Annotated in this window: 22 protein-coding genes; 4 read left to right on the forward strand and 18 right to left on the reverse strand. The window is 47.5% G+C overall.

What is annotated here, in order from left to right; genetic code table 11:
* Positions 1-67 precede the first annotated feature (67 nt).
* The 4 genes from IEW26_RS25250 to IEW26_RS25265 all read right to left on the reverse strand — a co-directional run bounded on the left by IEW26_RS25250 (position 68) and on the right by IEW26_RS25265 (position 4,716).
* Positions 68-247, reverse strand: a complete 180-nt coding sequence (locus IEW26_RS25250; protein ID WP_188594383.1) for a hypothetical protein — start codon at positions 245-247, stop codon at positions 68-70.
* 30 nt (positions 248-277) lie between these two features.
* Positions 278-1,129 (reverse strand): aldo/keto reductase, encoded by an 852-nt coding sequence (locus tag IEW26_RS25255; protein WP_188594384.1) that lies wholly within the window; start codon positions 1,127-1,129, stop codon positions 278-280.
* Between the two features lie 148 nt (positions 1,130-1,277).
* Complete coding sequence (locus tag IEW26_RS25260; RefSeq protein WP_188594385.1) at positions 1,278-3,275, reverse strand: AraC family transcriptional regulator; 1,998 nt, start codon at positions 3,273-3,275, stop codon at positions 1,278-1,280.
* A gap of 181 nt (positions 3,276-3,456) precedes the next feature.
* Positions 3,457-4,716 (reverse strand): mechanosensitive ion channel family protein, encoded by a 1,260-nt coding sequence (locus tag IEW26_RS25265; RefSeq protein WP_188594386.1) that lies wholly within the window; start codon positions 4,714-4,716, stop codon positions 3,457-3,459.
* A 309-nt stretch (positions 4,717-5,025) separates the two neighbouring features.
* Here IEW26_RS25265 and IEW26_RS25270 point away from each other — a divergent pair, with 309 nt between their 5' ends.
* From IEW26_RS25270 to IEW26_RS25285, 4 genes are all read left to right on the forward strand, one after another.
* Entirely contained in the window at positions 5,026-5,619 is a 594-nt protein-coding gene (locus IEW26_RS25270) for a hypothetical protein (protein ID WP_188594446.1), read from the forward strand.
* A gap of 210 nt (positions 5,620-5,829) precedes the next feature.
* Complete coding sequence (locus IEW26_RS25275; protein ID WP_188594387.1) at positions 5,830-7,545, forward strand: helix-turn-helix domain-containing protein; 1,716 nt, start codon at positions 5,830-5,832, stop codon at positions 7,543-7,545.
* Between the two features lie 160 nt (positions 7,546-7,705).
* The gene (locus tag IEW26_RS25280; RefSeq protein WP_188594388.1) at positions 7,706-8,728 is read left to right on the forward strand and encodes an ABC transporter substrate-binding protein; all 1,023 of its coding nucleotides are present in this window, start codon (positions 7,706-7,708) and stop codon (positions 8,726-8,728) included.
* A gap of 48 nt (positions 8,729-8,776) precedes the next feature.
* Positions 8,777-9,364 carry a nitroreductase family protein gene (locus tag IEW26_RS25285; RefSeq protein WP_229730029.1) on the forward strand — a complete coding sequence of 196 codons (588 nt, stop codon included), beginning with the start codon at positions 8,777-8,779 and terminating at the stop codon, positions 9,362-9,364.
* A 165-nt stretch (positions 9,365-9,529) separates the two neighbouring features.
* On the opposite strand, the gene IEW26_RS25290 is transcribed toward IEW26_RS25285, so the two are convergent.
* From IEW26_RS25290 to IEW26_RS25365, 14 genes are all read right to left on the reverse strand, one after another.
* Positions 9,530-10,144 (reverse strand): polysaccharide deacetylase family protein, encoded by a 615-nt coding sequence (locus IEW26_RS25290; protein WP_188594389.1) that lies wholly within the window; start codon positions 10,142-10,144, stop codon positions 9,530-9,532.
* A 151-nt stretch (positions 10,145-10,295) separates the two neighbouring features.
* Positions 10,296-11,174 (reverse strand): carbohydrate ABC transporter permease, encoded by an 879-nt coding sequence (locus IEW26_RS25295; RefSeq protein WP_206098645.1) that lies wholly within the window; start codon positions 11,172-11,174, stop codon positions 10,296-10,298.
* A gap of 14 nt (positions 11,175-11,188) precedes the next feature.
* The gene (locus IEW26_RS25300; protein ID WP_188594390.1) at positions 11,189-12,058 is read right to left on the reverse strand and encodes a carbohydrate ABC transporter permease; all 870 of its coding nucleotides are present in this window, start codon (positions 12,056-12,058) and stop codon (positions 11,189-11,191) included.
* A gap of 183 nt (positions 12,059-12,241) precedes the next feature.
* Entirely contained in the window at positions 12,242-13,561 is a 1,320-nt protein-coding gene (locus IEW26_RS25305) for an extracellular solute-binding protein (RefSeq protein WP_229730030.1), read from the reverse strand.
* A gap of 139 nt (positions 13,562-13,700) precedes the next feature.
* Entirely contained in the window at positions 13,701-15,311 is a 1,611-nt protein-coding gene (locus tag IEW26_RS25310) for a response regulator transcription factor (RefSeq protein WP_188594392.1), read from the reverse strand.
* Positions 15,299-17,521 carry a cache domain-containing sensor histidine kinase gene (locus IEW26_RS30465; RefSeq protein ID WP_229730031.1) on the reverse strand — a complete coding sequence of 741 codons (2,223 nt, stop codon included), beginning with the start codon at positions 17,519-17,521 and terminating at the stop codon, positions 15,299-15,301. The genes IEW26_RS25310 and IEW26_RS30465 overlap by 13 nt, the downstream gene beginning before the upstream one ends.
* Positions 17,522-17,854: 333 nt before the next feature.
* Positions 17,855-18,217: a hypothetical protein gene (locus IEW26_RS25325; protein WP_188594393.1), complete on the reverse strand. Its 363-nt coding sequence runs from the start codon at positions 18,215-18,217 to the stop codon at positions 17,855-17,857.
* A 370-nt stretch (positions 18,218-18,587) separates the two neighbouring features.
* Positions 18,588-18,884, reverse strand: coding sequence for a hypothetical protein (locus IEW26_RS25335; RefSeq protein ID WP_145405815.1), 297 nt, complete (start codon positions 18,882-18,884; stop codon positions 18,588-18,590).
* A 366-nt stretch (positions 18,885-19,250) separates the two neighbouring features.
* A complete protein-coding gene (locus IEW26_RS25340; RefSeq protein ID WP_188594396.1) occupies positions 19,251-19,883 on the reverse strand; it encodes a type 1 glutamine amidotransferase family protein in 633 nt (210 codons plus the stop codon).
* Positions 19,884-19,983: 100 nt separating this feature from the next.
* Positions 19,984-20,958 carry a helix-turn-helix transcriptional regulator gene (locus IEW26_RS25345; protein WP_188594397.1) on the reverse strand — a complete coding sequence of 325 codons (975 nt, stop codon included), beginning with the start codon at positions 20,956-20,958 and terminating at the stop codon, positions 19,984-19,986.
* A gap of 185 nt (positions 20,959-21,143) precedes the next feature.
* Positions 21,144-22,091, reverse strand: a complete 948-nt coding sequence (locus tag IEW26_RS25350) for a DUF2705 family protein (RefSeq protein ID WP_229730032.1) — start codon at positions 22,089-22,091, stop codon at positions 21,144-21,146.
* Positions 22,091-23,014 carry an ABC transporter ATP-binding protein gene (locus IEW26_RS25355; RefSeq protein ID WP_188594399.1) on the reverse strand — a complete coding sequence of 308 codons (924 nt, stop codon included), beginning with the start codon at positions 23,012-23,014 and terminating at the stop codon, positions 22,091-22,093. Before IEW26_RS25355 ends, IEW26_RS25350 begins: the two co-directional genes overlap by 1 nt.
* A gap of 11 nt (positions 23,015-23,025) precedes the next feature.
* Positions 23,026-23,313 (reverse strand): hypothetical protein, encoded by a 288-nt coding sequence (locus IEW26_RS25360; protein WP_111270218.1) that lies wholly within the window; start codon positions 23,311-23,313, stop codon positions 23,026-23,028.
* 7 nt (positions 23,314-23,320) lie between these two features.
* Positions 23,321-23,518 (reverse strand): helix-turn-helix transcriptional regulator, encoded by a 198-nt coding sequence (locus tag IEW26_RS25365; RefSeq protein WP_111270267.1) that lies wholly within the window; start codon positions 23,516-23,518, stop codon positions 23,321-23,323.
* Between the last annotated feature and the right edge of the window lie 65 nt (positions 23,519-23,583).

Below are 23,583 nucleotides of genomic sequence, written 5' to 3' on the forward strand. Positions count from 1 at the left end.
ACTAACTGCAACCACTAGAAAAGGGCTGCTTCCTGTCATTCCGACACGGAGGCAGCCCTTCTTTATTTTAGCTAAAATCCATCCAGAAAAATTGAGAGATGGCCAGACCTAATCCGATCACATTGGTCACAGCAAAAAACCATTTTCTCGCTATCGGGCTGATTCGTTCGCCTGTCCATAGACTCCAGGCTGTAATTCCGTTAACCACAACCATAATGATTAGCGCAAGCCACCAATTCGCCGCCAAATGTTCATCGTCCTCTCCTGCAGCAGCTTATTAAAATTCCTCGTACTCACTCGGGTCCTGATTCCACAATCGTCCATCCGGGCGGTTAAACGAGGCCAGAATCTTCATCTCTTCTGCACTCAGCTCGAAATCAAAAAGTTCAATGTTCTCCTGCTGATGCTGCAACGAGCCTGCTTTGGGAATAGGAATGGAACCGAGCTGCACATGCCAGCGCAGAATAATCTGAGTTGGCGTTTTGCGATGTGTCTCTGCGATCCGAAGAATGTCCTCATGCTTCAAAATATCCTGCACCGCATCATTACCCCGTCCAATCGGACTCCAAGATTCGTTGACAATGCCATGCTTCGCATCCTGCTGCCGCTGATTCGCCTGATCGAAGAACGGATGCAGCTCGATCTGGTTCAGGCTCGGCGCCACGCCTGTCTCCTGAATCAGCCGTTCATTATGCTCCGGCAGGAAGTTGCTAACACCGATGGAGCGGATATATCCACGTTTTCTCGCTTCGATTAAAGCCTGCCACGCCTCAACATACTTATCCTGCTTGGGATTCGGCCAGTGGATCAGATACAGGTCGTAATAGTCCAGATCGGCTCTGTACAGCGACTCCTGAATTGCGACCAGCGCTTTGTCATAGGCATGATATCGTCCGGGCAGCTTGGAGGTAATGAGAAGCTTGTCTCTCGTAATAGAGCTGTTCTTGATTGCTCTGCCAACGGTCGCCTCATTTTCATAGTTATAAGCCGTATCCAGCAAGCGATACCCTGCTTCCAGTGCAGAAGCAATCGATTGAACGCCAGCCTCCCCTTTCAGACTGTATGTACCAAATCCAATCGCAGGTACCTTCAGGCCATCATTTAATGTGTACTCCGGGATATGATTCATTCGAGAACTCTCCTTTGTATAAGGTAGTATCCTTCTTCCTGAATAAAATGGAAAAGCTGAACCGCTCTCTCGTTATTCTACCCCTGCACACAAGCCTGAATCAATGCAAACAACGCTCCACCCCGAATAACGTTCCGGAAAAACAGAATTACTGAGCTTTCCCCGTTAATATGTCTGTAATGATGTCCAGCTGTTTTTCTACCGCAATAGCGTCACTTGGCAGGAATTCATCAAAATCAATAAAGTACACATGCCCCGATTTCCCTGCTGGTGAGGCATCGATAAGCTTCTGCACATCCTTGACCTTCTCCTCTGCTCCCTTGTTTACCGCCAGGAACAAACGATCACCGATATATTCGGGAATGACCTCGCTCGAGATTTCCCACGTATCGCCATGGATGACATCCGAATCAACTTTCGCCGCTGGCTTCAGACCAAGGTATTTGTATAAAATATTGCCTCCCATGTTGGTATCCCCGTATACCATCAGTGTGTCTGGACGCACATTCAGGATCGTGAAAGTCTCGTCCTCTTTGACATAAGGTTTGATTTTCTCCTTGTAGGCTGCAATCTTGGCCTCGAATTGCGCAATCCATTCCTTCGCCTCTTCCTGCTTTCCAAGAATATCACCGAACATCTCCACATCTTTGATCGGATCATTTTTTTGCTCGACAACAATTGTCGGGGCAATCCGGTTCAACGCTTCATACCCGCCTTCCACAAGCTCGGCAAAGGTTGGTGTCGTGACAATGAGATCAGGCTCCAGCGCCAGAATCTTCTCTGCATCCGGCGGAACTCCAACATCAGTAATGCCGGTCTTGTCACTGATATGCGGATTATCCATAACGTATGTCGTTGTGCCCACTGGCTTCACGCCAAGTGCTATAGGCTCCCCCAGATGAAAGAGGCTGACAACACGCTGCGGGTGCACAGGAATGTCCGACTGGCCCTTCAGATGTGTATATGTCCGCATTTCTACAGCTGTGCTGTCTGATACAGTCGCTGCAGCCGCAGAGCTGGCGGGCTGCTGAGCAGTAGTTCCCCCCGTAGTTGTGCTTGCCTGACAAGCGCTCAGAATCAATGATGTGCACAGTACCATCATGGCTCCAAAGGCTGGTCTTGAAAATCGAAACATGGATGTATCCCCTTCCCAACTCCACTGATAATAAGATTCATTCTCATTATGAGAAGGTGAGGAGTTGGAGACAATAGACGATTCTAACGCACGCAATGGATTATTCTGAACCCGAGTGTTCAATTTCTCCTGATGCTCTGCGCGATATCGAAGCGGGGAATGACCGGTATATTTTTTAAACAACCGACTGAAATAATAGACATCTGCATAACCCACCTGGCTTGCAATGTCCTGAATTTTGGCACCTGACTTCAGAAGCAACTGCTTGGCCCGGTGCACACGTACATGGATCAAATACTCGATCGGCCCAAGACCGATCTGACTTCGGAATAAACGAGATAAATAACTGGTGCTGCAATGATACCTGCTCGCCAGCTTCTCCGCAGTAATCGGTTCACTATAATGCACCTGTATATATTGAATGGCTTGAGAAACCATGTTGGCGCGAGTGTTCCCGGTCTCAGTGAGCAGCTGTTTTCTTTGTCTGAGAATCTCGTGCACGAAGGGCACAAAATAGGACTGGGCCTGCAGCTTGTCCAGCGAATCATTGGCTTGCAGCAAGCGCTCCATGGCTTCACATTTCTCCTGAATCGGCAATAGTGCAGCGGGAGCAAAACTATACGATTGTGCCAGCCTCTGCCGATCCTTTGAAGATGCTGGTACCACCTCATATACGACGAGATAACCAGTCCATACATGAGTCTGATCGGGTGCTTCAAAGCTCAGCCCTGTAGCCTCACCCCCATGCAAAATATACGGTGAGCGGCAATGATACACCTCATCTGCCATCCTGATCCTGACCTCTCCTTGCGTAAGAACGAAGAAACACCCGATATGTGCATCCAAAGTGGGCTCTGACCCAGACTCGAATTCAGGCTGCGAATCAAACTGTTCCCCCACAACCTCACCATTACCCTGCCCCTGCTCACGATAGGCCCGGATACTTTGCAGGCGAACAGCCGCATGGCTCCATTGCTCGATATGGGCGTTGCAATCCACTAACATCTCCATCAAACCTTCCCCCTGCCTATATCCTTCCCTCATGACCCATACGGCTTCTTCTTCTTATCCTGCGTCCCTTAAATACGCCTATTATATCACAGACAAAAAGCCATCAACCGAGGAGGTTCATGGCTTTCTATCATGCCGAGATTCGAAAATATCATAGATAAAAGAGCTTGAAGACAAGACGTTAATACTCGCTAACATATTCCTTTTCCCGTGTCTCCTTGAGCTGCACAATGTCATGACCCGTCGGGTTCTGGAATGCCCGCAGCCCAAACGTTGGTGCCACCGCAAAGATATGGTCAAAAATATCTGCCTGTACATTCTCGTACACACCCCAGTTGGTATCGTTACTGAATGCGTAGATTTCGAGAGGCAGTCCCCGATCTTCAGGGGCCAGCTGTCTCACAATCATGGTCATATCCTTATTGATCTTCGGATGATGTCTCAGATACTGATGAATATATTCACGGAACACACCGATGTTGGTGAGCTGTCTACCGTTGACATTACTTTCCCTGTTCACTTGGTGTTCTGTGTTATAGGCTTCAATTTCCTTCAATTTGGATGTGATGTACTCCGATAAATAGTGAATTTTCTCAAAATCGGCCACCATCTCTTCATTGCAAAAACGGATACTGCTGATATCGATAAAAATGCTTCGCTTGATTCTTCTTCCGCCTGACACCTGCATACCTCGCCAGTTGCGGAACGAGTCCGAAATGAGCGCATAGCTCGGGATCATCGTAATGGTCTTATCAAAATTCATGACCTTCACTGTATTCAGGGTAATGTCGATTACATCGCCATCGGCGTTGTACTTGGGCATCTCAATCCAGTCGCCAACACGCACCATATCATTGGACGACAGCTGCACACCTGCAACGAGACCCAGAATGGAATCCTTGAAGATCAGCATCAGCACCGCTGATAACGCACCAAGTCCACTAAGAATAATTAACGGATTCTGTCCAATCAGGCTGGAGATGACGATGATGCCGCCGATAATAAACAGGACAATTTTAGCTACCTGAATGTAGCTCTTGATTGGGCGAATTTTGGACACTTCGTAGGTACGATAAATATCGTCAAACACATTAAGCAGTGCATTCAGTACCGTTATCATGATCACAATCATGTAGGTCATTGCCGCTTTTTCAATCAAAGCCTGATAGGCCGGGAAAATATACGCAGTGTAATAGATAATAACAGCCGGTACAAGATGGGACAGCCTCTGGAATAGCTGTTTCTGAACAACGATGTGTCCCCATTTAAACCGATTGTGGCTCACGATCCGATGCACGGTCTTCAATACAAGTCTTTTGGCGATATAATTGGCAATAATCGAGATTAGTGCGATCCATACAACCATAATGACGTTGGAAAGATACCCGATGGAGGGTTCACTCATGCCAAGTTCCTCTAGCTGTTTTCTGATAAAATCCATGATTACCTCCTGACGCAGTCTGGTTTAGCCTACTATTATAAAGTAGATTCCTGCACGAAGTAAAATTTCAATACACTTGCCCGGTCACACGGATGGGCTAATGTGCATAGGCTGGGGTTAACGATTGAACCCGAATCTTGTGCATTGGAGATGTGAACATTGAATCAATCCAAAGGTAAGGCGAAAACCACCAAAACACAGCAGGTTCCGATGAAAAACCATTCACCTGTCAGCTTTGTAACCGAACTGCCGCACGTCCGTGGACAGGTGCGGACATCTGCTCTTGCCTCCACCCCGCGCAGCAAATCGATGTCTGTGGTGAAGGACGCACCTTCCTCGATCCAGACCTGTGTCGATCGTGCTTTTCGTATTCCGATCTTCCTGAGTACAACCAATACGGTCAATGATGTACAGGGGCTGTTTTTGAACCGTCTCGTATTGGAGATTGAAGATGCGTTATTATTTCCGCGCACACTGCCTGTTAGTGAACAATACCCGGAAAATATTCTGACGAATATCCGGCGGCTCGTATTTTCCAGCTATGGTCTGCTGGCTATCAATTTCCGCAGATTTTATGTGGAGATTCTTCGCTCCAATGTAGGTGATCCTCCAACGACAACACCGTTCTGGGAGGGCTCGACCTTTTCGCAGATTGAACCTGCCATGGCATTCCAATTTGGCATCCCGATCCTGCTGGTACGAGAGACAGGAACGGACGTCAGCAACGGTATCTGGGCAGGAGGGATTACCCCGCTTAACATATTCGTCGATTGGGATTCTGACAACCAGTCCGTTGATGAATTTTTTAACAGTGTGCAGTGGAGAGAGGTCTTTGCCAACTGGACAGCTGAAGTCAGAGGCAACTATCTGCTGCGGACAGAGCCCATGTTCAATAACCAGTAAGCACGGAGTACTGAGATGAATCAAACACTGGAGATAAAAGAGGCGAAGCAGCGACGTAACTGGCTTCGTCCTTTTGTCTTGTTTCCCTTGGTTATGATTAGGTTGATGCATTGCCTCCTTGCCTGCAAGTTTCTATAATGGCTTTAAACGATGGACGATAGACGAAGGAATTAACTCGTCCACGATATGTGAAAGGAATGGAATCCCATCATGATGAATTCATATACATCGCATGGACCGTCATCTCTGACCTTTGTGCTTCTACATATAAGACAGCTGTACGGACAGGAGGGAAATACACCTCGCTTCGACGGCCACAGGTTGATCTATATTACTTCAGGGCAGGGATGGCTCCAATGGAAGGACAAGCCGTCATGTCCCGTGCGTTCGGGAAGCTGCTTTTTGCTCTCGCCGGAAACGGCATATTATCTCTCTATGGAGGAAGAAGAAGCACCTCTGCAAGGGTATGAACTCGTCTTTGACGGGATACGCATCATCGAAGCTTATCATGCAAAAGGACAGATTAGGCGTGTACCCGCAAGATTCCCGTACGAAGGAGAAATCTGCTGGTACGAGCAGCCACAGATCGGCCAGATGATAGATCAATTATATGCGAGACGTGGGCAGTCTGATGAACGACAGGAGTTTCAGAGGCAACGGCTCTTCATGGATCTGCTGGATCATGTGTGGGAACAGGCAGACTGGTTGGAGACCTCGGCTCCAGACATCAACCCGGCCATCCAGCGGTCCATTCTCTATATGGAGCAACAGTATGATCAGGAGCTGACTCGCGAGCAGCTTGCACAGATCGCTGATATGAGCCCTGGTTATTATTCATCTCTATTTCGCAAAGAAACGGGTACAAGCCCGATGGACAGGCTTGCCGAGATTCGAATCAAACATGCAAAACAAATGCTGGTCTCTTCCGATAAACCTATACGCGAGATCGCCCAATCTGTTGGCTTCAGTACGCCATATTACTTCAGCTCACGCTTTAAACAGGTGGTGGGCCTGCCACCGACGGCATATGTGCAGCGTAATCAAGAACGAAGCATCGCCAGCTCCCTGCTGTATACTACTCATCTGCGTGCTTCCATTTCTCCGGCAGCAGCCGAAAACCGACCGCCTGAGCGAATTGTCGGTCTCTTTCTGGAAGATTACTTAACTGTACTGGGCATCCAGCCTATTGTGCAGTATTCACGCTCCGGTTACTATCAGAGATACTTGTCGAGCGCTCTGGACGGTGTGCAGAAGCTGGATGTAAGCCGCATCGACTTTGGCTTGCTGCGAAGCTTGCGTCCTGATCTGATCCTGCTTGCATTTCCCGACTTTGCAGCAGATGCACGATACGAGCAGTTCGCGGAGATTGCCCCCACGTATATATTCCAGCAAGCCGGGTTGGACTGGCGATCAACGTTAATGAGCATCGCAGATCTGGTGCACCAGGAGGAACGAGCTCAGCAAGTGGTTCAACGATACGATGAGCAGGCACTCAGGGCCAGGCAGGAGTTGGCAGACATGATCGGAGATGAATCCGTGGCTTTGCTCCGGTTTCATTTCAGAGAAGGATTATGCTTGTATGGTGGGCCTGAAAGCTACACCGGCTCTGTGTTATACGAGGATTTAGGCCTGAACATGCCTCCGCTGCTTCAGGAATGGTCTCGCCACCCTGCAGGTGTAGTCATTCCGATCAGACCCGAGAGTCTAAGCCAGCTTGAAGCAGATCATCTGCTGGTTATTGTGGACGATGCTCAGACTGAACAGGCACAGCTGCTGTTTCAAAGTCCTTATTGGACTGAACTCGGCGCAGTTCGAAAAAATCAGGTGTACATGGGTACAACCGATATCTGGATGACCTTTGGTGTGCTCGGACATGAACGAAAAATCCAGCAGCTACTGGACTCTATACGGAGCCGCAGAAAATAAACTCTATAAACGCGATTCGGCAACGGTGAAGTAAGGCTGTGCACGGATGAAACGTACAATCTCATAAATGAAATCGAACAATTCTGTATGGTCGATTCGCCAGAGCCCATGTTAGAATCCATATGATAATGATAATCTTTATCATATAGGAGGATACAACATGAGGAATCTACGTGACCACTTGCTGGTGTGCTTGATCGTTTTAGTATTCGCTGTTCTAACCGCTTGTGGGAGCACGAATCCAGCAAGTTCCACTCAGGATAGCCGTTCAGACCAAACAGCAGAGGCATCCGGCGACAACCAAGCATCAACAACAACCGCACAGCAGGACGGAGCTCAGGTGAACACTTTCAAACATGACTTTGGAAGTATTGAAGTACCTGCCCACCCCCAGCGGATTGCGGGTTTATATCTGGAAGATTACCTTGTAGCTCTGGGAATCAAACCCGTGACGCAGACGGTTATCGGCTCGTTCTCGTTGAAATACTTGCAGTCATCCATCGGGGATTTGCCTAAAGTGGATACCAGCGCTATCGATTACGAGGCGATGCTCGCTGCCAGACCCGATCTGATCCTGCTTGCCTTCCCTAGTTATGCGAATGACGGGAATTACGACAAGTTTTCCAGCATTGCACCTACTTATGTTTTCGGAGCAGATGCTCCAGATCAGTGGCGAGAAGCCTTACGGACCATCGGGGAGCTAACGGGCAAGCAGGCCGAAGCAGAGAAGGTTCTCCAGAGCTATAACAGCAAGGTGAAGGATGCCAAGGCCAAGCTTAAAGCCGCCATCGGAGATGAAACGGTCGGTTTTGTCCGTGTTCGCAGCAATAAGGAAATTCGGCTCTATGGCGGACCAAGGGGATATGTCGGTAATGTCCTCTATACCGATCTGGGATTGAACCCACCGCAGATTGCTAAAGATTTGGCTTGGGGTGACGATTCCGGCATGGCGGTCATCTCTCAAGAGGTCATCCCGGAGATTACAGCAGATCATCTGTTCATCACTTACGATGAGGGCGGCAAAGATCTGGCGCAGGAGTTGATCAACAGCAATATCTGGAAATCCCTCCCTGCCGTGAAAAACAATCACACCTACGAGGTAAGCATGGATCATTGGATGACCTTCGGGCCGCTCGCTTACAACAAAAAGGTGGATGATGTGCTGCAGGCACTCGTCAAATGATCGTAATTGTATGTACTGAAGATATGCATAATCAGGAGGGAATTGAGCATGGAGCAGAGGATGGAAGAAACCTACCAGGCTATTGAAAAAACGATCCGCGAACGGCGCACCGTGAATCATTTTACAGGCGAGGACGTGCCTGTACCGCTCATCATGGAGCTGCTGGATGCCGCCGTATGGGCACCCTTTCACTCCCGCAAGGAGCCTTGGCGGTTCCTCATGTTTGTTGGCGAAGGGCGCAAGCGTTTCTCGGATGCAGTGCTTGCTACATATACCGCGGACAAGCGTGAGCAGTACGGCGAACGAGTTGAGCAGGCCTACTGCTCCGAGGTCCCGGTGCACCTGCTGGTGCTGATTGACGAGGAGCCCCGTTGGAAGGAATGGGAAGAAGCTCTGTCAGCGGCAAGTGCTCTCATTCAAAACTTGCAGCTGTTAGCCTGGGAACGAGGCATCGGCGTTGTCTGGAAAACGAATGACTACAACTGGAGTCCTGTATTCCGGGAGGCGGCGGGTGTGAAACCAGGCCAGAAGGTGGTTGGAACCCTGCATATGGGATATTTCGATCCGTCGAAGGTTCGCCGCGCCAGACCACGTACACCTGTATCCGAGTTATTGACATTGGTGGACTCCGTATAACACTTCCAATATCTAGTAAACGGAAATATAGCCACGAGCAAATAAGTCCATACTAAATGAAATACTCCCCATGAACGGTACGGTTATCATGCTTGCAATGATCTGTCCGCTTCTACGGGGAGTATTTTTGTTTTATTTTCATACCTGCATATTCACTTCAGCGCATTACATATCTAACAGCTCACTCACTGTAACCAAACGATATCCGTCTGCCGTCAGCTCCTCCACCAGCACACGCACGGCCTCAACAGTCTGAGAGCGATCTCCATATCCGTCATGGAAAATCAGCACACTGCCAGGCTTCACTGCCGAGCGGCTATGTTCCACAATATGCTGGGTTCCGGGATTGTCCCAATCCCTGGCGGCGCCGTTCGCTGCACCAATTGTGCGATATCCACGCTCCGCAGCCAGAGCCAGAATATCATCGTTGACGCCAAAATAAGGCGGCCTGAAGCTACGGGCAGACCCGCCCGTGACCTTCTGAACCAGCTGTTCTGCCCGCCGCAGCTCCTCCCCGGCCTCTTCCAGCGTAAGCTCGGTCAGGTTCGGATGAGTATAGGTATGATTGGCAATCTCATGCCCTGCACGGTGTACCTCTGCCGCAATGTCCGGGTGTGCCTCCATCTCCTCGCCAATCATAAAAAATGTCGCATGACCGCCTGCGCGGCGGAAAATGTCCAGCACTTGCGGGGTATACACCGGATGCGGGCCATCATCAAATGTAAAAGCTACAACCTTTTCCTGCACCGATACCTGCTCAATGATCGATTGTTCTGCCATATAACCTCGTTCCCCTCTCTCTGACTGCTCGGATTCACTCTACCTTATTATTCCATGGCCCAAAGCCCGGGTCTAGTCCATAAAAAGTTGAACATGTGTACACGAACACGCCGATGACAGAACAGTGGAGGCAACCTTGGAGCCTTAAAGGCTACCCCTTGATTGCACCTGCAATCATGCTCTTCTGCACCTGTTTATTCAGCAGCAGGTAGATTACCACCGTTGGCACCGTTGTAATCATCAGACCTGCTCCGATGATGCCCCACTGCGTAATGTACGTTCCGACCATGGACATCATACCCACCGTCAGCGTCTGATAAGCGGTATTGTTAATAAAAGTCACTGCAAACATCAGCTCATTCCAGCACGACAAAAACGTAAAAATCGCTACCGTGGAGATAGCCGGGGTTACGAGCGGAAGAATAATAGAGAAAAACGTGCGATATATGCCGCACCCATCCATGACCGCAGACTCTTCCATCTCTCTCGGAATGCCTTTGAAAAAACTGCCCAGAATGAATACCGCCATCGGAATACCGAAGGCCACATAGGGGATAATGAGGGCCCAATAGCTGTTGAGCAGACTCAGGTTTTTCAAAATAATAAACAGCGGCAGCAGCGCCGCATGAATCGGCACCATCATGCCCAGCAGAATCAGCGTCATCGTCAGTCCGCTCAGCTTCCAGTTCATTCTTGTAATCGCATATCCCGTCATCGAGGACAGAATCAGCACGAGAATAATGGATACCACCGTAACCAGCACACTATTCATAAAATAGTTCAGCACATGCCCGTCAGACAGCGCCCTGCTATAATTACTCCATAAGAAGGCCTTGGGCAGCCCGACCACATCCCCGCTGAAAATTTCACTGTTATCCTTCAAGGAAAACAGCGCCAGCCAGATCAGCGGATAAATCTGAATGAAGGCGATCAGCATCAGACACGCCTGCAGCAGCACTTTGCCGATGGCTCCAGTGATGGAGCGCTGAGGCCGGGGCTTTTTTTGCAGCATCACATTAAGGGTACTCATACGTCTTCCCTCCTCTACTCTGTCTTGAACAACGAATTAATGAGAATGGTGCACACCAGACATTCCACAATGATAAATACTGAAATGGCACTGCCGTATCCGTACCGGAACATGTCAAAAATCGTGCTGTACATCAGCGTGCTTGGCACCTCTGTGCTGTAGAACGGACCGCCGCCTGTCAAGACATAGATCAGGTCAAACACTTTGAATGCCCCGATGACCGAAAATACGAGACACACCTTGAGAATCGGCTTCATCAGCGGGATCATAATAGACCAGGCCACACGTATACGGGAAGCACCGTCCATACGGGCCGCCTCGAGCACATCCTGGGACACAGATTTCGCTCCCGCGTACATAAGCAGCATATGATATCCCATGTACTGCCACAGCGTAGGGATAAACGAAGCCGTCAAAGCCGTATGCTTCTGTCCGAGCCAATCCTGCGCCCAGCTGGACAGACCGAGATTCTGCAGCAGGACGTTTAGCAGCCCGTAGTCCGCATTGTAGATTTTGGACCATAGCTGGGCAATGACCACCGTGGAGATCAGTACAGGAATGAAATATACCGTCCGGTAAAATCCTTCCCCCTTCACGTTGGAGGCCAGAATCAGCGCCAGTACCAGCGATATAGGTAATTGAATGAATACAGAGGCACCTGCAAAGAGCAGGGAATTTTTGATCGAGTTGAGCACCCGGGTATCCTTGAACATCTCTACATAGTTGTCCAGTCCGATAAATGTGCCCTTTCCTACCCCGTTCCAATCGAGCAGACTGTAATAGCTGGAGATGAAAATCGGGATCAGCACAATGCCGCAGAACAGAATCAGTGTGGGCAGGACGAAAACAGCAATCGTGCCTTTATTGGAAAATACAGCGTTCATTACTCTTCTCCTCTCAAAGGCGTGACCGGGAACTCCCGGACCACGCCTCGTTTGGGCTTTATTTGGATTGCTAGAAGGCAGCAGAGAGAGCCTGTTATACAAGATGTATATGCATTCAAACTTCGTAGAAACTTCGAAAGGACGCGCACGCTGCATAAGCATATACTTGTTTGCCTGCTTAACCTACAGGCTTAGCTCCGTTGGCTTCAGCTGTGCCATCTGCTTGCAGAACTCCTCTGGCGTCACATCACCAGCCAGCAGCTGTGCGATCAGGTTTTTATGTGCTTCGGCCGATTCGGCAGGCAGAATGTTATCCCACCAGGCGATGAAGGAGGTTGCCGTTTTCATAATGTCCGCAGCAGACAGGTCTAGAGAGGACAGGCTGGACGTATCGAGGGAATCCGTCTTCCAGCTCGGCAGTCCGGCTCCTGCCAGAAAACCCTGCGTACCCAGCTGCTCGCTCAGATACATGAGGAATTCCACGGCTTCCTTCGGATGCTGAGTCGTCTGACTGATGTAGAATCCATCGACCGCTCCGCCGAAGATTTCGGTATTGGTGCCTTTGCCATCCTCAAATACCGGGAACGGGATGACCTTTACTTTGCCTTTTACCGCCGAAGACGAAGGGTCTTCAATACCTGCATTCACCCAGTTGGCCTGGAACATCATCGCTCCATTGCCAGCGTTAAACGCCCCTAGCATCTCGTCATAGCTCATACTGAACATACTGCTGTTGAACGCTCCAGCCTTAGCGAGCTGCTGCATTTTGGTGGCAGCAGCTACAAAATCCGGGGAATCCCACTTGGACGGGTCTTTGAAGGCCTCGATTACGGCCGCATTGCCTGCTTGACGCATCGCAATAATGTCATACCAGTACATGCCCGGCCAGCGATCCTTCTCGCCAATGACAGCTGGCGTAATCCCCGCCGCCTTCAGCTTGGTGACAGCATCCAGCAGCTCGTTATATGTTGTCGGAATTTTGGCACCCGCCTTGTCAAACAGGTCTGTATTCACGTAAAGATTAGCGATGTGTGTGTATACAGGCAGTGTGTAGATTTTACCGTCCATGTTAATCGCCTCTGCCATCCCTGGACCCATTCGCTCCTTGATATCGTCTGTCAAATATTCTGTAATCTCCAGGATGTTGCCGGATTTGATATAAGGCTGCATAAAGCTGCCCCCGCCCATTCCGTAAAACAGGTCTGGCGCCTCACCTGCCGCGATAGAGGTTTTCACCTTGGTTTTATATTGCTCTCCTGTGGTGCCTGTACGTTCAACCTGGATGTCGGGATGCTCGCTGTTCCATTTCTCCACAATCTCGGGCAGCAGCTTGGCTGATGGGTCTGTTGTACCGACCGATTGATCCCACAGTGTCAGCTTGATTTTGCCATTGCTTTCTCCCTGTGACCCGCCGCTTGATCCAGACGAGCATGCCGCCAGACTTCCCGCAAGCCCCAGAGCCAGAAACAGATGTAAAGATTTCTTTAATAGCGCTTTCATCATATGACCTCCCTGATCTTTTTGTTGGTTCTATCCACATTTTAGTAAACGTGTGCAGTGTGCTCCATTTAGAAAACAGGCATCACTTTGTAATATTCAAACATGTATGAAAGCGCGACCAAATTGCGGAGTGCGGATAGCACTAACTCTTGACGTTCCGATACTCATTCATGGAGCGGCCGAACTGTTTTTTGAACAACACGCTGAAATAATGCGGGTCCGGGATGCCTACCTGCTCCCCGATCTCATACCCCTTCAGATCGGTCTGCTTCAGCAGCGACTCTGCCTTCTTCATGCGAAGCTGCGTTAAATATTCAACAAACGTCTGCCCGGTTTCTTTTTTCATCAGCCGCCCCAAATGACCCGGACTTACGTAAAAAGCCGCCGCTGTGCTCGACAGCCCCACATCTGCATTGCCCATCTGCTCTTCAAGGTATGCCTTGACCTGATCAATCAGATTGCCTTCCCTCGCTTGACGTTTCGACTGAATCACATCCGCTATGGTGCGGACATGCTGCTCCAGCAGCATTTTCAGGTCGGGCAGATGCTCTGCCGTCAGCATCATGGCAACAGCTTCCTTGTTAAACACCTGCTCACCCTCAAGCTGCTGCTCCATAGCGGCGCGCTGGCATTCCGTAATTACATCCATGGCAGCCATACGAAACTGTGCCACATTGGAGAATGGAGCAGCGAAGATTTTGGCGAGCAGAGACAGTGCCTCTTGCCCCGCACCTACACTGACACAAAATTGCAGCTGCTGAAGCAGGCTGGTGTCGGAGCGATAGGGCTGATTGTGATTGCGTCCGTCCATCACGAGATCCTCGAAGCAAATGACCTGATTTTTCCCCGCAAATGCCTGGTATTCCAGCGCCCGACAAGCCTCCCGATACGCCGTACAGACCCCCTCCCACCCGGCATGCTTCTGTCCGATCCCGACCGTTACTTGTACTGCAATGCCTTCGAGGGCAAGCGAATGCTGCAGTTTCTCCTGGAGAAGCTCCATCTGAGCAACAAGACTGTCTTGAGAGGCGATCGAGAGGGTGACAATGCGGTTATGTGTGTCATTCACGATAATGATGTGCGGATTCTCATGGTAGTAGGCCTGGACGTGCTGTAAACCCTGCAAACGCAGCATGATCGGGATCTCCTCTGTGACATATGGATGGACAGGGGCATCGATCTCGATTACAGCTATTTGAGATTCCGGCATGCCTGACGGGATGGAAATGTCGAAAAAACGCATCTGCTCACGTACCTCTTCTTCATGCAGCGCCCCCTGCAGCCACTGGTTCACAAATCGCTCCTTGAGATACGGCAGACTGCGCTCCATCTCCTCCCGCAGCTTCACCAGTTCAATCTCTCTCCCTCTCTCCTGCTTAATGGATGCTCGCAGCTTGGCGGTAACCTGCAATAACTCGGAGGCCCGAATCGGTTTCAAAATAAAATCGGATATGCCCAGCTTCACGCTCTGACGTGCATATTCAAATTCATCATGTCCCGTCACCACTACGACTTTAATGTTCGGATAACGCTCCAGAATCCGTTTGCTCAGCTCAATGCCGTCCATCTTGGGCATATAAATATCCGTGAACACGATGTCTGGATGCAGCTGCTCTACCTGCTCCAGAGCCTCCGCAGCATCGGAGGCTTCGCCAACAATCTGCATGCCCTGCTGCTTCCAGTCGATGCGCATCCGCAGCAGATTTCGGATGAGATACTCGTCATCCACAATCAATACTTTTAATGGTTCCATGGTGCACCTTCTCCCTTCGGGATGGTAATGGTTATGGTGGTTCCTTTTCCAGGCTCACTCTCAAGCTTCATTACATCTTCACGATCATAATAAATACGCAGCCGCTCCATCGTTCCCCACAGGCCAAAGCTCGCATTCACATTAGCGTCTGATTTGGATTTGGAGGCAGAAGTCGAGACAGAAGAGGCCTGAATGGAACTGTTGGTGCCAGATTGCGATGGCTTGAGCATTGGCCAAAAGGATCTTTGCTTTTCTGAACGCTGAATCTGCTGCAATTGTTCTCCGGACATACCCACTCCGTCGTCAGTAAGTGTTAGGGTGACAGCATCTGCCGATTGCCGAGCCTGAATACGCATCATGCCCGGGCTGCCTTTGGCACGAATGCCATGATACAGTGAATTTTCCACCAGTGGCTGGAGTACGAGCTTTGGCATCATAACCCGCTCGCAGCCAGGATCAATATCATACTGCACTTCAAATACTCCCGGATAACGTACCTGCTGAATGGTCAGATAATGACGAACAATCTCAACCTCTTCATGCAGTGTAATCACCTCATTACCTTTGCTTACACTTAGCCGGTAGTAGCTTCCGAGCGCCTCCAGCAACTCGCATACCTTGTCGTTCATACCCGACATTGCCAGGGATGTGATCGAATCCAGCGTATTGTATAGAAAATGCGGCTTGATCTGCGCTTGAAGCGTGTTCAGCTCGGCTCGGCGGATCGTCTGCTGCTCCTGAATAATACGCTTCAGCATCTGTTCAATCTGCTCGATCATCTGGTTATAACCGCTGTACAGCTGTTCGAATTCGGAACTGTTCAGCTCCACTTTGACTTTGCGAAAATTACCGCTTGGTGCTTTCTGCATGGACCGAAGCAGCTTATGGATGGGCTTGATTACACTTCGAGAGATGATAAAGGAGCTGATGAAAAAGACAGACCCGTTCACCGCAAGCAGCATAAGTGCAAGCAGCACCAATGATTTGTTACGGGTATCTGTTGCACGGTATGGACTCATGCTGATATATTTCCACTGATCTTCACCAACGGAGAGATAGGTTACTGCGTAATCCTGCCCGCCGGAATGCAGTGTCACAACACCCGAGGGCTGTTCCTGAAATGCTTGGGACAACCTGGCCTGATTGGCCTGTAAAATCTCCTGCATACCTGCCTGTTTCTGAGCCGCAGCTGTGTAGGCTGGAGAAGGCGTGTTTGTAGCGGTATTTCTAGCAACGTTTGCTGCGGCATTGGTTGCGATGACTCGCTGATGCTCATCCAGAATAGCCACCTGAAACGAATCAGATGCAGGCAGATTGGCGTAAGCTTGAGCAATGGATTTCTCTTTAATGTTCATGACCAGAAAGCCAAGCGGGGATGTGTCATCCAGATCACGCATTAAACGAATAAAAGAGACAACTCTCTCTTTATCAACTTCTCTCCCGGCGTCCCTTTCATTTTCTTGCTGGTTTTCCTTTTCTTGTTCATATTCTTGTTCCGCGTTCATTCCAACGGCTGGAGGGACATTCCCTTTTGGACTGCTGTTTTCACCAATATTCCCGCTATTGTTATCACGATTGTTTCGACCAGGTTGCCCAATGCCTTGATCATTGTTTTTCGAGCTCCTGTTTGTTTCCTTGTCAGCCACCGTTACCGATTCAACCTCGTTTTCGCTGCTGTCCCCACCATTAAGTCTAAGCAGATACCGCCCTTTGTACTTCAAAGCCTGCTCATACCATGGCGCATCCTCCACCTTTGCTTCGAGAAAAGCAGGCCATTGCTGTGTTCCTACCGAAAAGCGATGCCCCGAGTTATCATAGATATAGACTGAATCAATAATTGGAACCGCTTGCATAAGGTTGGTCAAATAAGCACTGACCTTGGATTGTGTCTGCAAATTTGAATACACATTGCCCTGCCGCAGCAGGTTTTGCAGATTGGGGTCGGAGAAAATCATTTTCGAATAATTGTTCACATTCTCCATCATGAGATTCACGTTTGTCTGGATAGAGGTAATCGTCTGCAGAGATGCTTCGTTAATTTTCTGCTGCGCATCATTTTCCGAAATACGATTCAGCACCAGCGCACTGAACGCCACCGTTAGCAGAATAATGACAAAGTACGCAAAGGGGATTTTAAAAGCAAGTGTCCTGGGCTTACGCTGCATCAACTCTCTCCAATGAAACTTTAGCTGGAGCTTCCTTCTCAACATCAGGCCCTCCCAACGGCTCAAATTTTCCGGGCGTATACACTCTCTCGGATTTTATACAATTGTATATTATATGCTTGAATCTCGAAGGACCTCAACTGTTTTTATCGCTTTAGCAGGTTTGTTTTGGTAGAGAGCTGGTAAGCTAGGTGATTTCCAAAGGGAATGAATGAATTTACATTGGACGGCATAGAAAAACGACCCTCACCGTACATAAGTGAACGTCGCTCATATTAGTTATGTCGGGAATGTGGATAGGCCCGTTGACTCCCGCAAGCGCGTAGCTAACCTCTACAGGCGAAAGCGGAGCTTCGTTAAAAACGCTACTCTTGCGATTTATAGCGAGAACTCGGTAATACCCTTTTTGGAAGCATATTTCAGCGTGTAACTTCCTTCTGTGCCGTAAGGCATGGTCGCAATGTTGATACGGGTATAATCCAGCCGACTCTCTCGCAGTACCTTTTTAACCATTGCTATACCTCGATCTTCATCCGTCACCACACAAAAAATATTCAGTACAAATTTGTTCGGATCGGCCACACTGCTCCCCAGGTCACATCCATCCACCTCTCCCAGATCATGCTGAGTCAGCGCAGCTTCAAGATACTCCATGACCTTCTCCTTCAACCACTGATCACGCTTGCTGCCCTTGGCACTCTTCAGCGGATACTGCACGACAAGCCAATGTTTCTCGGTCATTTGGATTCCCTCCGATTCATTATTAATATTAAAATCGATATGTCCCGCTATTCAAGTTGAGCGTAAATACTATAAATTCTATATGTAGTTATATAAATAACAAGAAGCATTCTCTCAGATTCAGACATGATTCAATTGGTGAAAACTGAAATGGAAGAACCCATTTCTCCCGAAAACTCCCCATTCACACGGCTTCCGCCTCCACTCCATTGAAGTATATAATCTCCTCCGCGTAGTCCCATTTCGTAACCATGCTCAAAGTTTCTCCACGTAATCATTCCTTTTCCAGGTATTTTTTGAGAAAAATATACTTTGTCGGTATCTTTGTGTGTCAAGCTAGCGACGACGGATTGGCTGCCATAGTTCTTCATCAAAAGTTCAATGTACCCAAATGTACATCCAATGTACCTGACATTCCTTGTGCGGAAGATGTGCTTATATAGAATTCTCCAGTTGACCAAGCTTCGTCATTAGAAAATTCATATTCTTCGCCATCAGCTGGGACAGTACCAGACATCTGCATTGCGCCAGCAGCTGATCCTTGGTTAATCGTAAACGTGAATTGTTTTGAGCCTGTGTTTCTAAAAGTCACTTGTACATAACCATATCCTGCTGGAATATTGAACTGTTTTGTTGTTGAAGTTCCAGCAAGGTCTTCGTTACTCATTACTGTTGATGTTAGTACCTGGATAGGACCAGATACATCTGTTATCTCTGACCCATTAGTTGAATCAATAGCGTATATGTACAAGAGGATAAAAGCACCTATCGAAATCAATAATGACAATAATATTGTAGTGATATGTTTAATTTTTCTGACCTCCAAATATTTTGTTTATATTGTATTATCTAGAAAACTATTAATCAACAACTATAGGTTTACTTATACTTATACTTCTTCTTATCCCGCAAGGTTTTAACAAACTCTTCTCAGGCATTTAATGAATAAAAAAAGCGAGTCCATTCTCAGGAACCCGCCTCCCAGTGCAGTGTCTCAAGAAATCCGAAGTATTCAGATATCGAATCGCCCGGATCATTGGATCGAACTCATTAGTTCGTAGAAATATTTAGGCTCATGCGTTTTATTAAGATGATACCAAGCGTCTAATGTCCTGTCAGAAAATACATCAAGCCTTTTTAAAACATGACTAGTAAACTCTAACGGAGCTACTCCGGATGCAGTGATCAATGTCCCATCGGTAACAGCCAATTGCCTGTTGTAATATTCTTCTCCCGTATAAGAAGGGCACACCATTTTAAGATAATCCAAGTCATTGCTTGTGTGCCAACGTGAATTTAGCAGGCCTGCTTGAGCTAATCCCAAGGTAGCACCACAAATTGCCCCAACGACTATCTCTTCCTTTAAACACATCTCGGCCATTTTTAATATGGGCCCGTGAACAGCTTCTGTCCATGTATTCCCACCTGGTAAAATCAGTGCATCGATGCTTGTAATGTTGCATTCATGTACGATAACATCAGGTATAATTTTCAATCCACCCATTGTCGTGACTGGTGTTTTTTCCATTCCAACAGTAATTACTTTTGCTCTTTCCAATCCTTTTCTAAAGTATCTTCCAGAGTTCAGTTCGGCAGTTAAATAACCTACTTCCCAATCGGCCATTGTGTCAAACACATAGAGATATACTGTACTATTGCTATTCATTTTTAACTCTCCTCTTATAGTTCATTCGGTGACAGCAGTCTTCATCTATGATGGGTGCCTGCTTGCTCTTATAATAAAACACGTTCACTGACAACTCCTGTCAGTGAACGTGTTCGTCTTGGTAATATTCCATTAGCTCTGAAGCAATTTCCACAAGTTTATTCTTCAAACGCTGCGGTTCGATAACTTGAATGGATTTCCCATAGGGAAGAATGATATACGGAATGTGTGTGTACAGTGTTTTTTCCTCCATTAAAAAAATAGCTTGTGTTGAGGTCCGCTCCTGCAGATGATGCTCCAGAAACCAATGAATACATAAATCATCCAGTGACTCTGCCCTGCCCCTAATAATAAAAGAAATGAATTCGGATTGATCCGCTACATCTGGCAACAGATTTTTCATAAAAAAACTACGAGCTGAAAATTCATGGGGACGCTTAAAGGATAATGGTGTGCGTGTGATGTTCATAATTCGATCTACCCGAAAACGGCGGATTTCATTACGCAGATGGCAAAATGCAGTGGTGTACCATTTGTTGTTCCAATTAACCAAGCCATAGGGGTCTATGACCCTATCGGAGGAATGCTCTTCATGACTGTTTCGATAAGAAATTTCGACAGACCATTCTTTAGCTACAGCGTATTCCAATTCCTGCAAAACCGGCTGAAGAGCGGGGTACCCCTTACGGTTTATGACTTCTAAGCCGGTTAAATGATTGCTTAGCAATGCCTCCTGCTCCTGATTCGAATACCTTTTCAACTTAGAAGTGGCACTGTCTAATGTCTCACTCGAAGGATATCCGGCTTCTTTGGCAAATTGAGCAGCTTGGAGCAATGTCTTTTTTTCATCAATACTGAATAATAGAGGAGACTTGATAAAATTGTGCAGCAAACTATACCCACCATTGTGTCCTGTGTCAGATATAATCGGGACGCCACTTGCACATAGTGCATCGATGTACCGATAAACCGTCCTTATATGTATTTCTAACTTTTCCGATATGTGCTTCGCCGTGCATTTCTCTCCCGAGTTTAACATCCATAGAATGGCAAGCATATTATCATGTTTGGACATAACCTGACCTCACTTTTGATTAACCCGTAATCTCATCTTCCAGCTGATAAGCCGTAGCCCTTCACTGATATGCTCATTATACATTGGTGAGCGCATCATTCCCAAAAAAGAGCAGCTATCTTATAAGTAGCCGCTCTTTGTCTTGACATGTTATACAGTTGGAACAACACAATAAACTCTCATGTTCAAGACAAGGGAACATCTTTCCGATAAACACTCCTCCATACAACAGCAGCAAAGAAGAGCAGATAAATGGACAGGATCGTTAATGAAAACTGTATACTCATTCCCTCGGCGAATGCCCTGCCTTCAAAGTACATATTCAAATCCGTATGTGCAAATAATAAATATTTAGCCACATCGAATCTGGCAGCCAATAGTCGGGTTACCAGCTCTCCCGAATAATACAGGAACAGCGAGATGGCCGTGACAACAGCTACACTTCTTATCACACAAGCTAACGTAAATGCACCTGCACACAACACGCCTATTCCTAAGACCGAGAAAAAATAATAGCGGAGAGTAGCAAAGGCTACGTTTTGAACAATTACCTCGTCTCCCACCACCACAAGAGTTTCTGCTGGCCCGGAATTACCGAATAGGACAAGCCCGGTTAGAAACGAAACGATTATAAAAAAGCCCACAGTTATCAACAGCAACAAGCAAATCATTAACCATTTTGCTATCATGACGGACACACGAGACACTGGCTTTAAAAAAAGAAATTTGACGGTGCCCTGTTGATATTCAGACGCTACAATATAAGCAGACATCGTAATGAGATACAATCCTGAAATCGTCAGCAGCATCTTGTTGCTGGAGAGGAATTTCCATGCGCTTTGGCTGTTGTTCGGCGGAATTTGATGCTCAAGCTGATATTGATACAGTAAGATTTTATCTCGATTGACCTCATACATTAATGTACCCGGATTCAACTCAGGCTGCTTTTCTTGCAATCGGGCCAACTCACTCTGCAAAGCTGGTTGCCACGACTCCGGTATTGGATCAGCAGGTTGTTGAAACGCTTGAAATATCCCATGCACAAGCGTTAACACGAAAAGTCCTGAAAGCACCAGATATAACACTTTCTGCCGCCGAATCTTCAACCATTCACCCTGCAACAATGCCAACATCAGCTTCCACCCCATTCATCCACGCGGGTCAATTCCAGATATGCTTCCTCTAAATCAAATGACTTTTCCTTTATCGACTGCACTTCGACTTGGCTAAGCAGCATAAGCAGTGAAGAATAGTGAGTACGGTCCATCTTAAATGTGATCTTATCGTGATCATAAAGCTTCGGCTCAAAAATGTAGTTCTGTTGTTGGAGCAGGTTAAGAGCCTTATCAAGCTCCTTCGCTTCAATAACAAAGACAACACTATTGGAAGAACTGGATTTGTTACCGCCAAGCAATGTTAACTCACCCTTTTGCAGCAAGCCAAACTGGTCACATACCGATTCAATTTCTTTGAGGTGATGACTGGAAATTAGAACGGAAATTTCAAATTTGCTTGTAATGCTTTGAACAAGTTCACGGAATTCAATCATGGCTCCCGGGTCGAGTCCATTAGTTGGTTCGTCCAGGATCAGCAATGAAGGGCGATGCAATAGACATTGAGCTATCGCAAGTCGTTTTTTCATGCCCAGCGAATAGTGTCCCACTTTTTTGTGGATGAAGTCCTTCATTTTCAATAAAGAAAGCACCTCATCCAGACGCTCGGTTGTGACTTTACCGTACAGACGACTTCCGTAAAGCAGATGCTCCATCCCAGTCAGGTACTTGTAGAACTGAGGCTCTTCAATTAATGCACCAACCTGTCGGAGCACATGTTTTCGCCTCGAACTCACAGGAATCCCTTCAATATATACGGAGCCGGAGGTCGGTCTAATCAGCCCGCAGATCATCCCGAGGGTTGTTGTTTTTCCTGCACCGTTTTCCCCGATCAGACCGAATACTGCACCTCGCTCAATGTTAAAGGAAACCGAGCGTATAATCTGCTCGTTGCCCATTTTTTTGGTCACCTGATTAACAGCAAGAACTGGTTGCATGCTCATCCCATCATCACCTACATCCTTTTATTTAAAATGATGGCCGTTAGTGTAAAGGCTAGATGAGATATAAGCAGATCGACCAGAATTGCTTCAGTAAAGTATTCATTGACGACTTCAAAATTCAATAATTCAGAAAAAATAAATGTTGCGAGTAACATCACCATCAAGGCATAGTAAGCATACTTGAAAGAATACATCATAATTAAATTGTAGCGTTCATCCTTTTCCCGAGGAAAAACAAGCAAAAAATATAAGCTGGACAAAAAGAAGATAAACAAAGCGGCTGGCAGCAAATACGTCATAAACAGATCACTCATCCCCTTTCGGTTGTTGAGGACGGTATTGAAATACATCTTCAATTCCCACCTCGAAAACCTCTGCAATGCGAAATGCTAAAACTAAGGAAGGATTGTAGCGATTCGCTTCAAGTGAGAGGATGGTCTGTCTACTGACACCGACTAGATCGGCCAGATGCTGCTGTGACCACCTTCTTTCGGCACGCTGCATATAAATGTTGTTTGATAGTAGTTCTGACAAGTCACTCCCTCCTTTACAGCAATTGTAAATTATTC

The sequence above is a fragment of the Paenibacillus silvae genome (assembly GCF_014639235.1).
GTDB lineage: Bacteria > Bacillota > Bacilli > Paenibacillales > Paenibacillaceae > Paenibacillus > Paenibacillus silvae.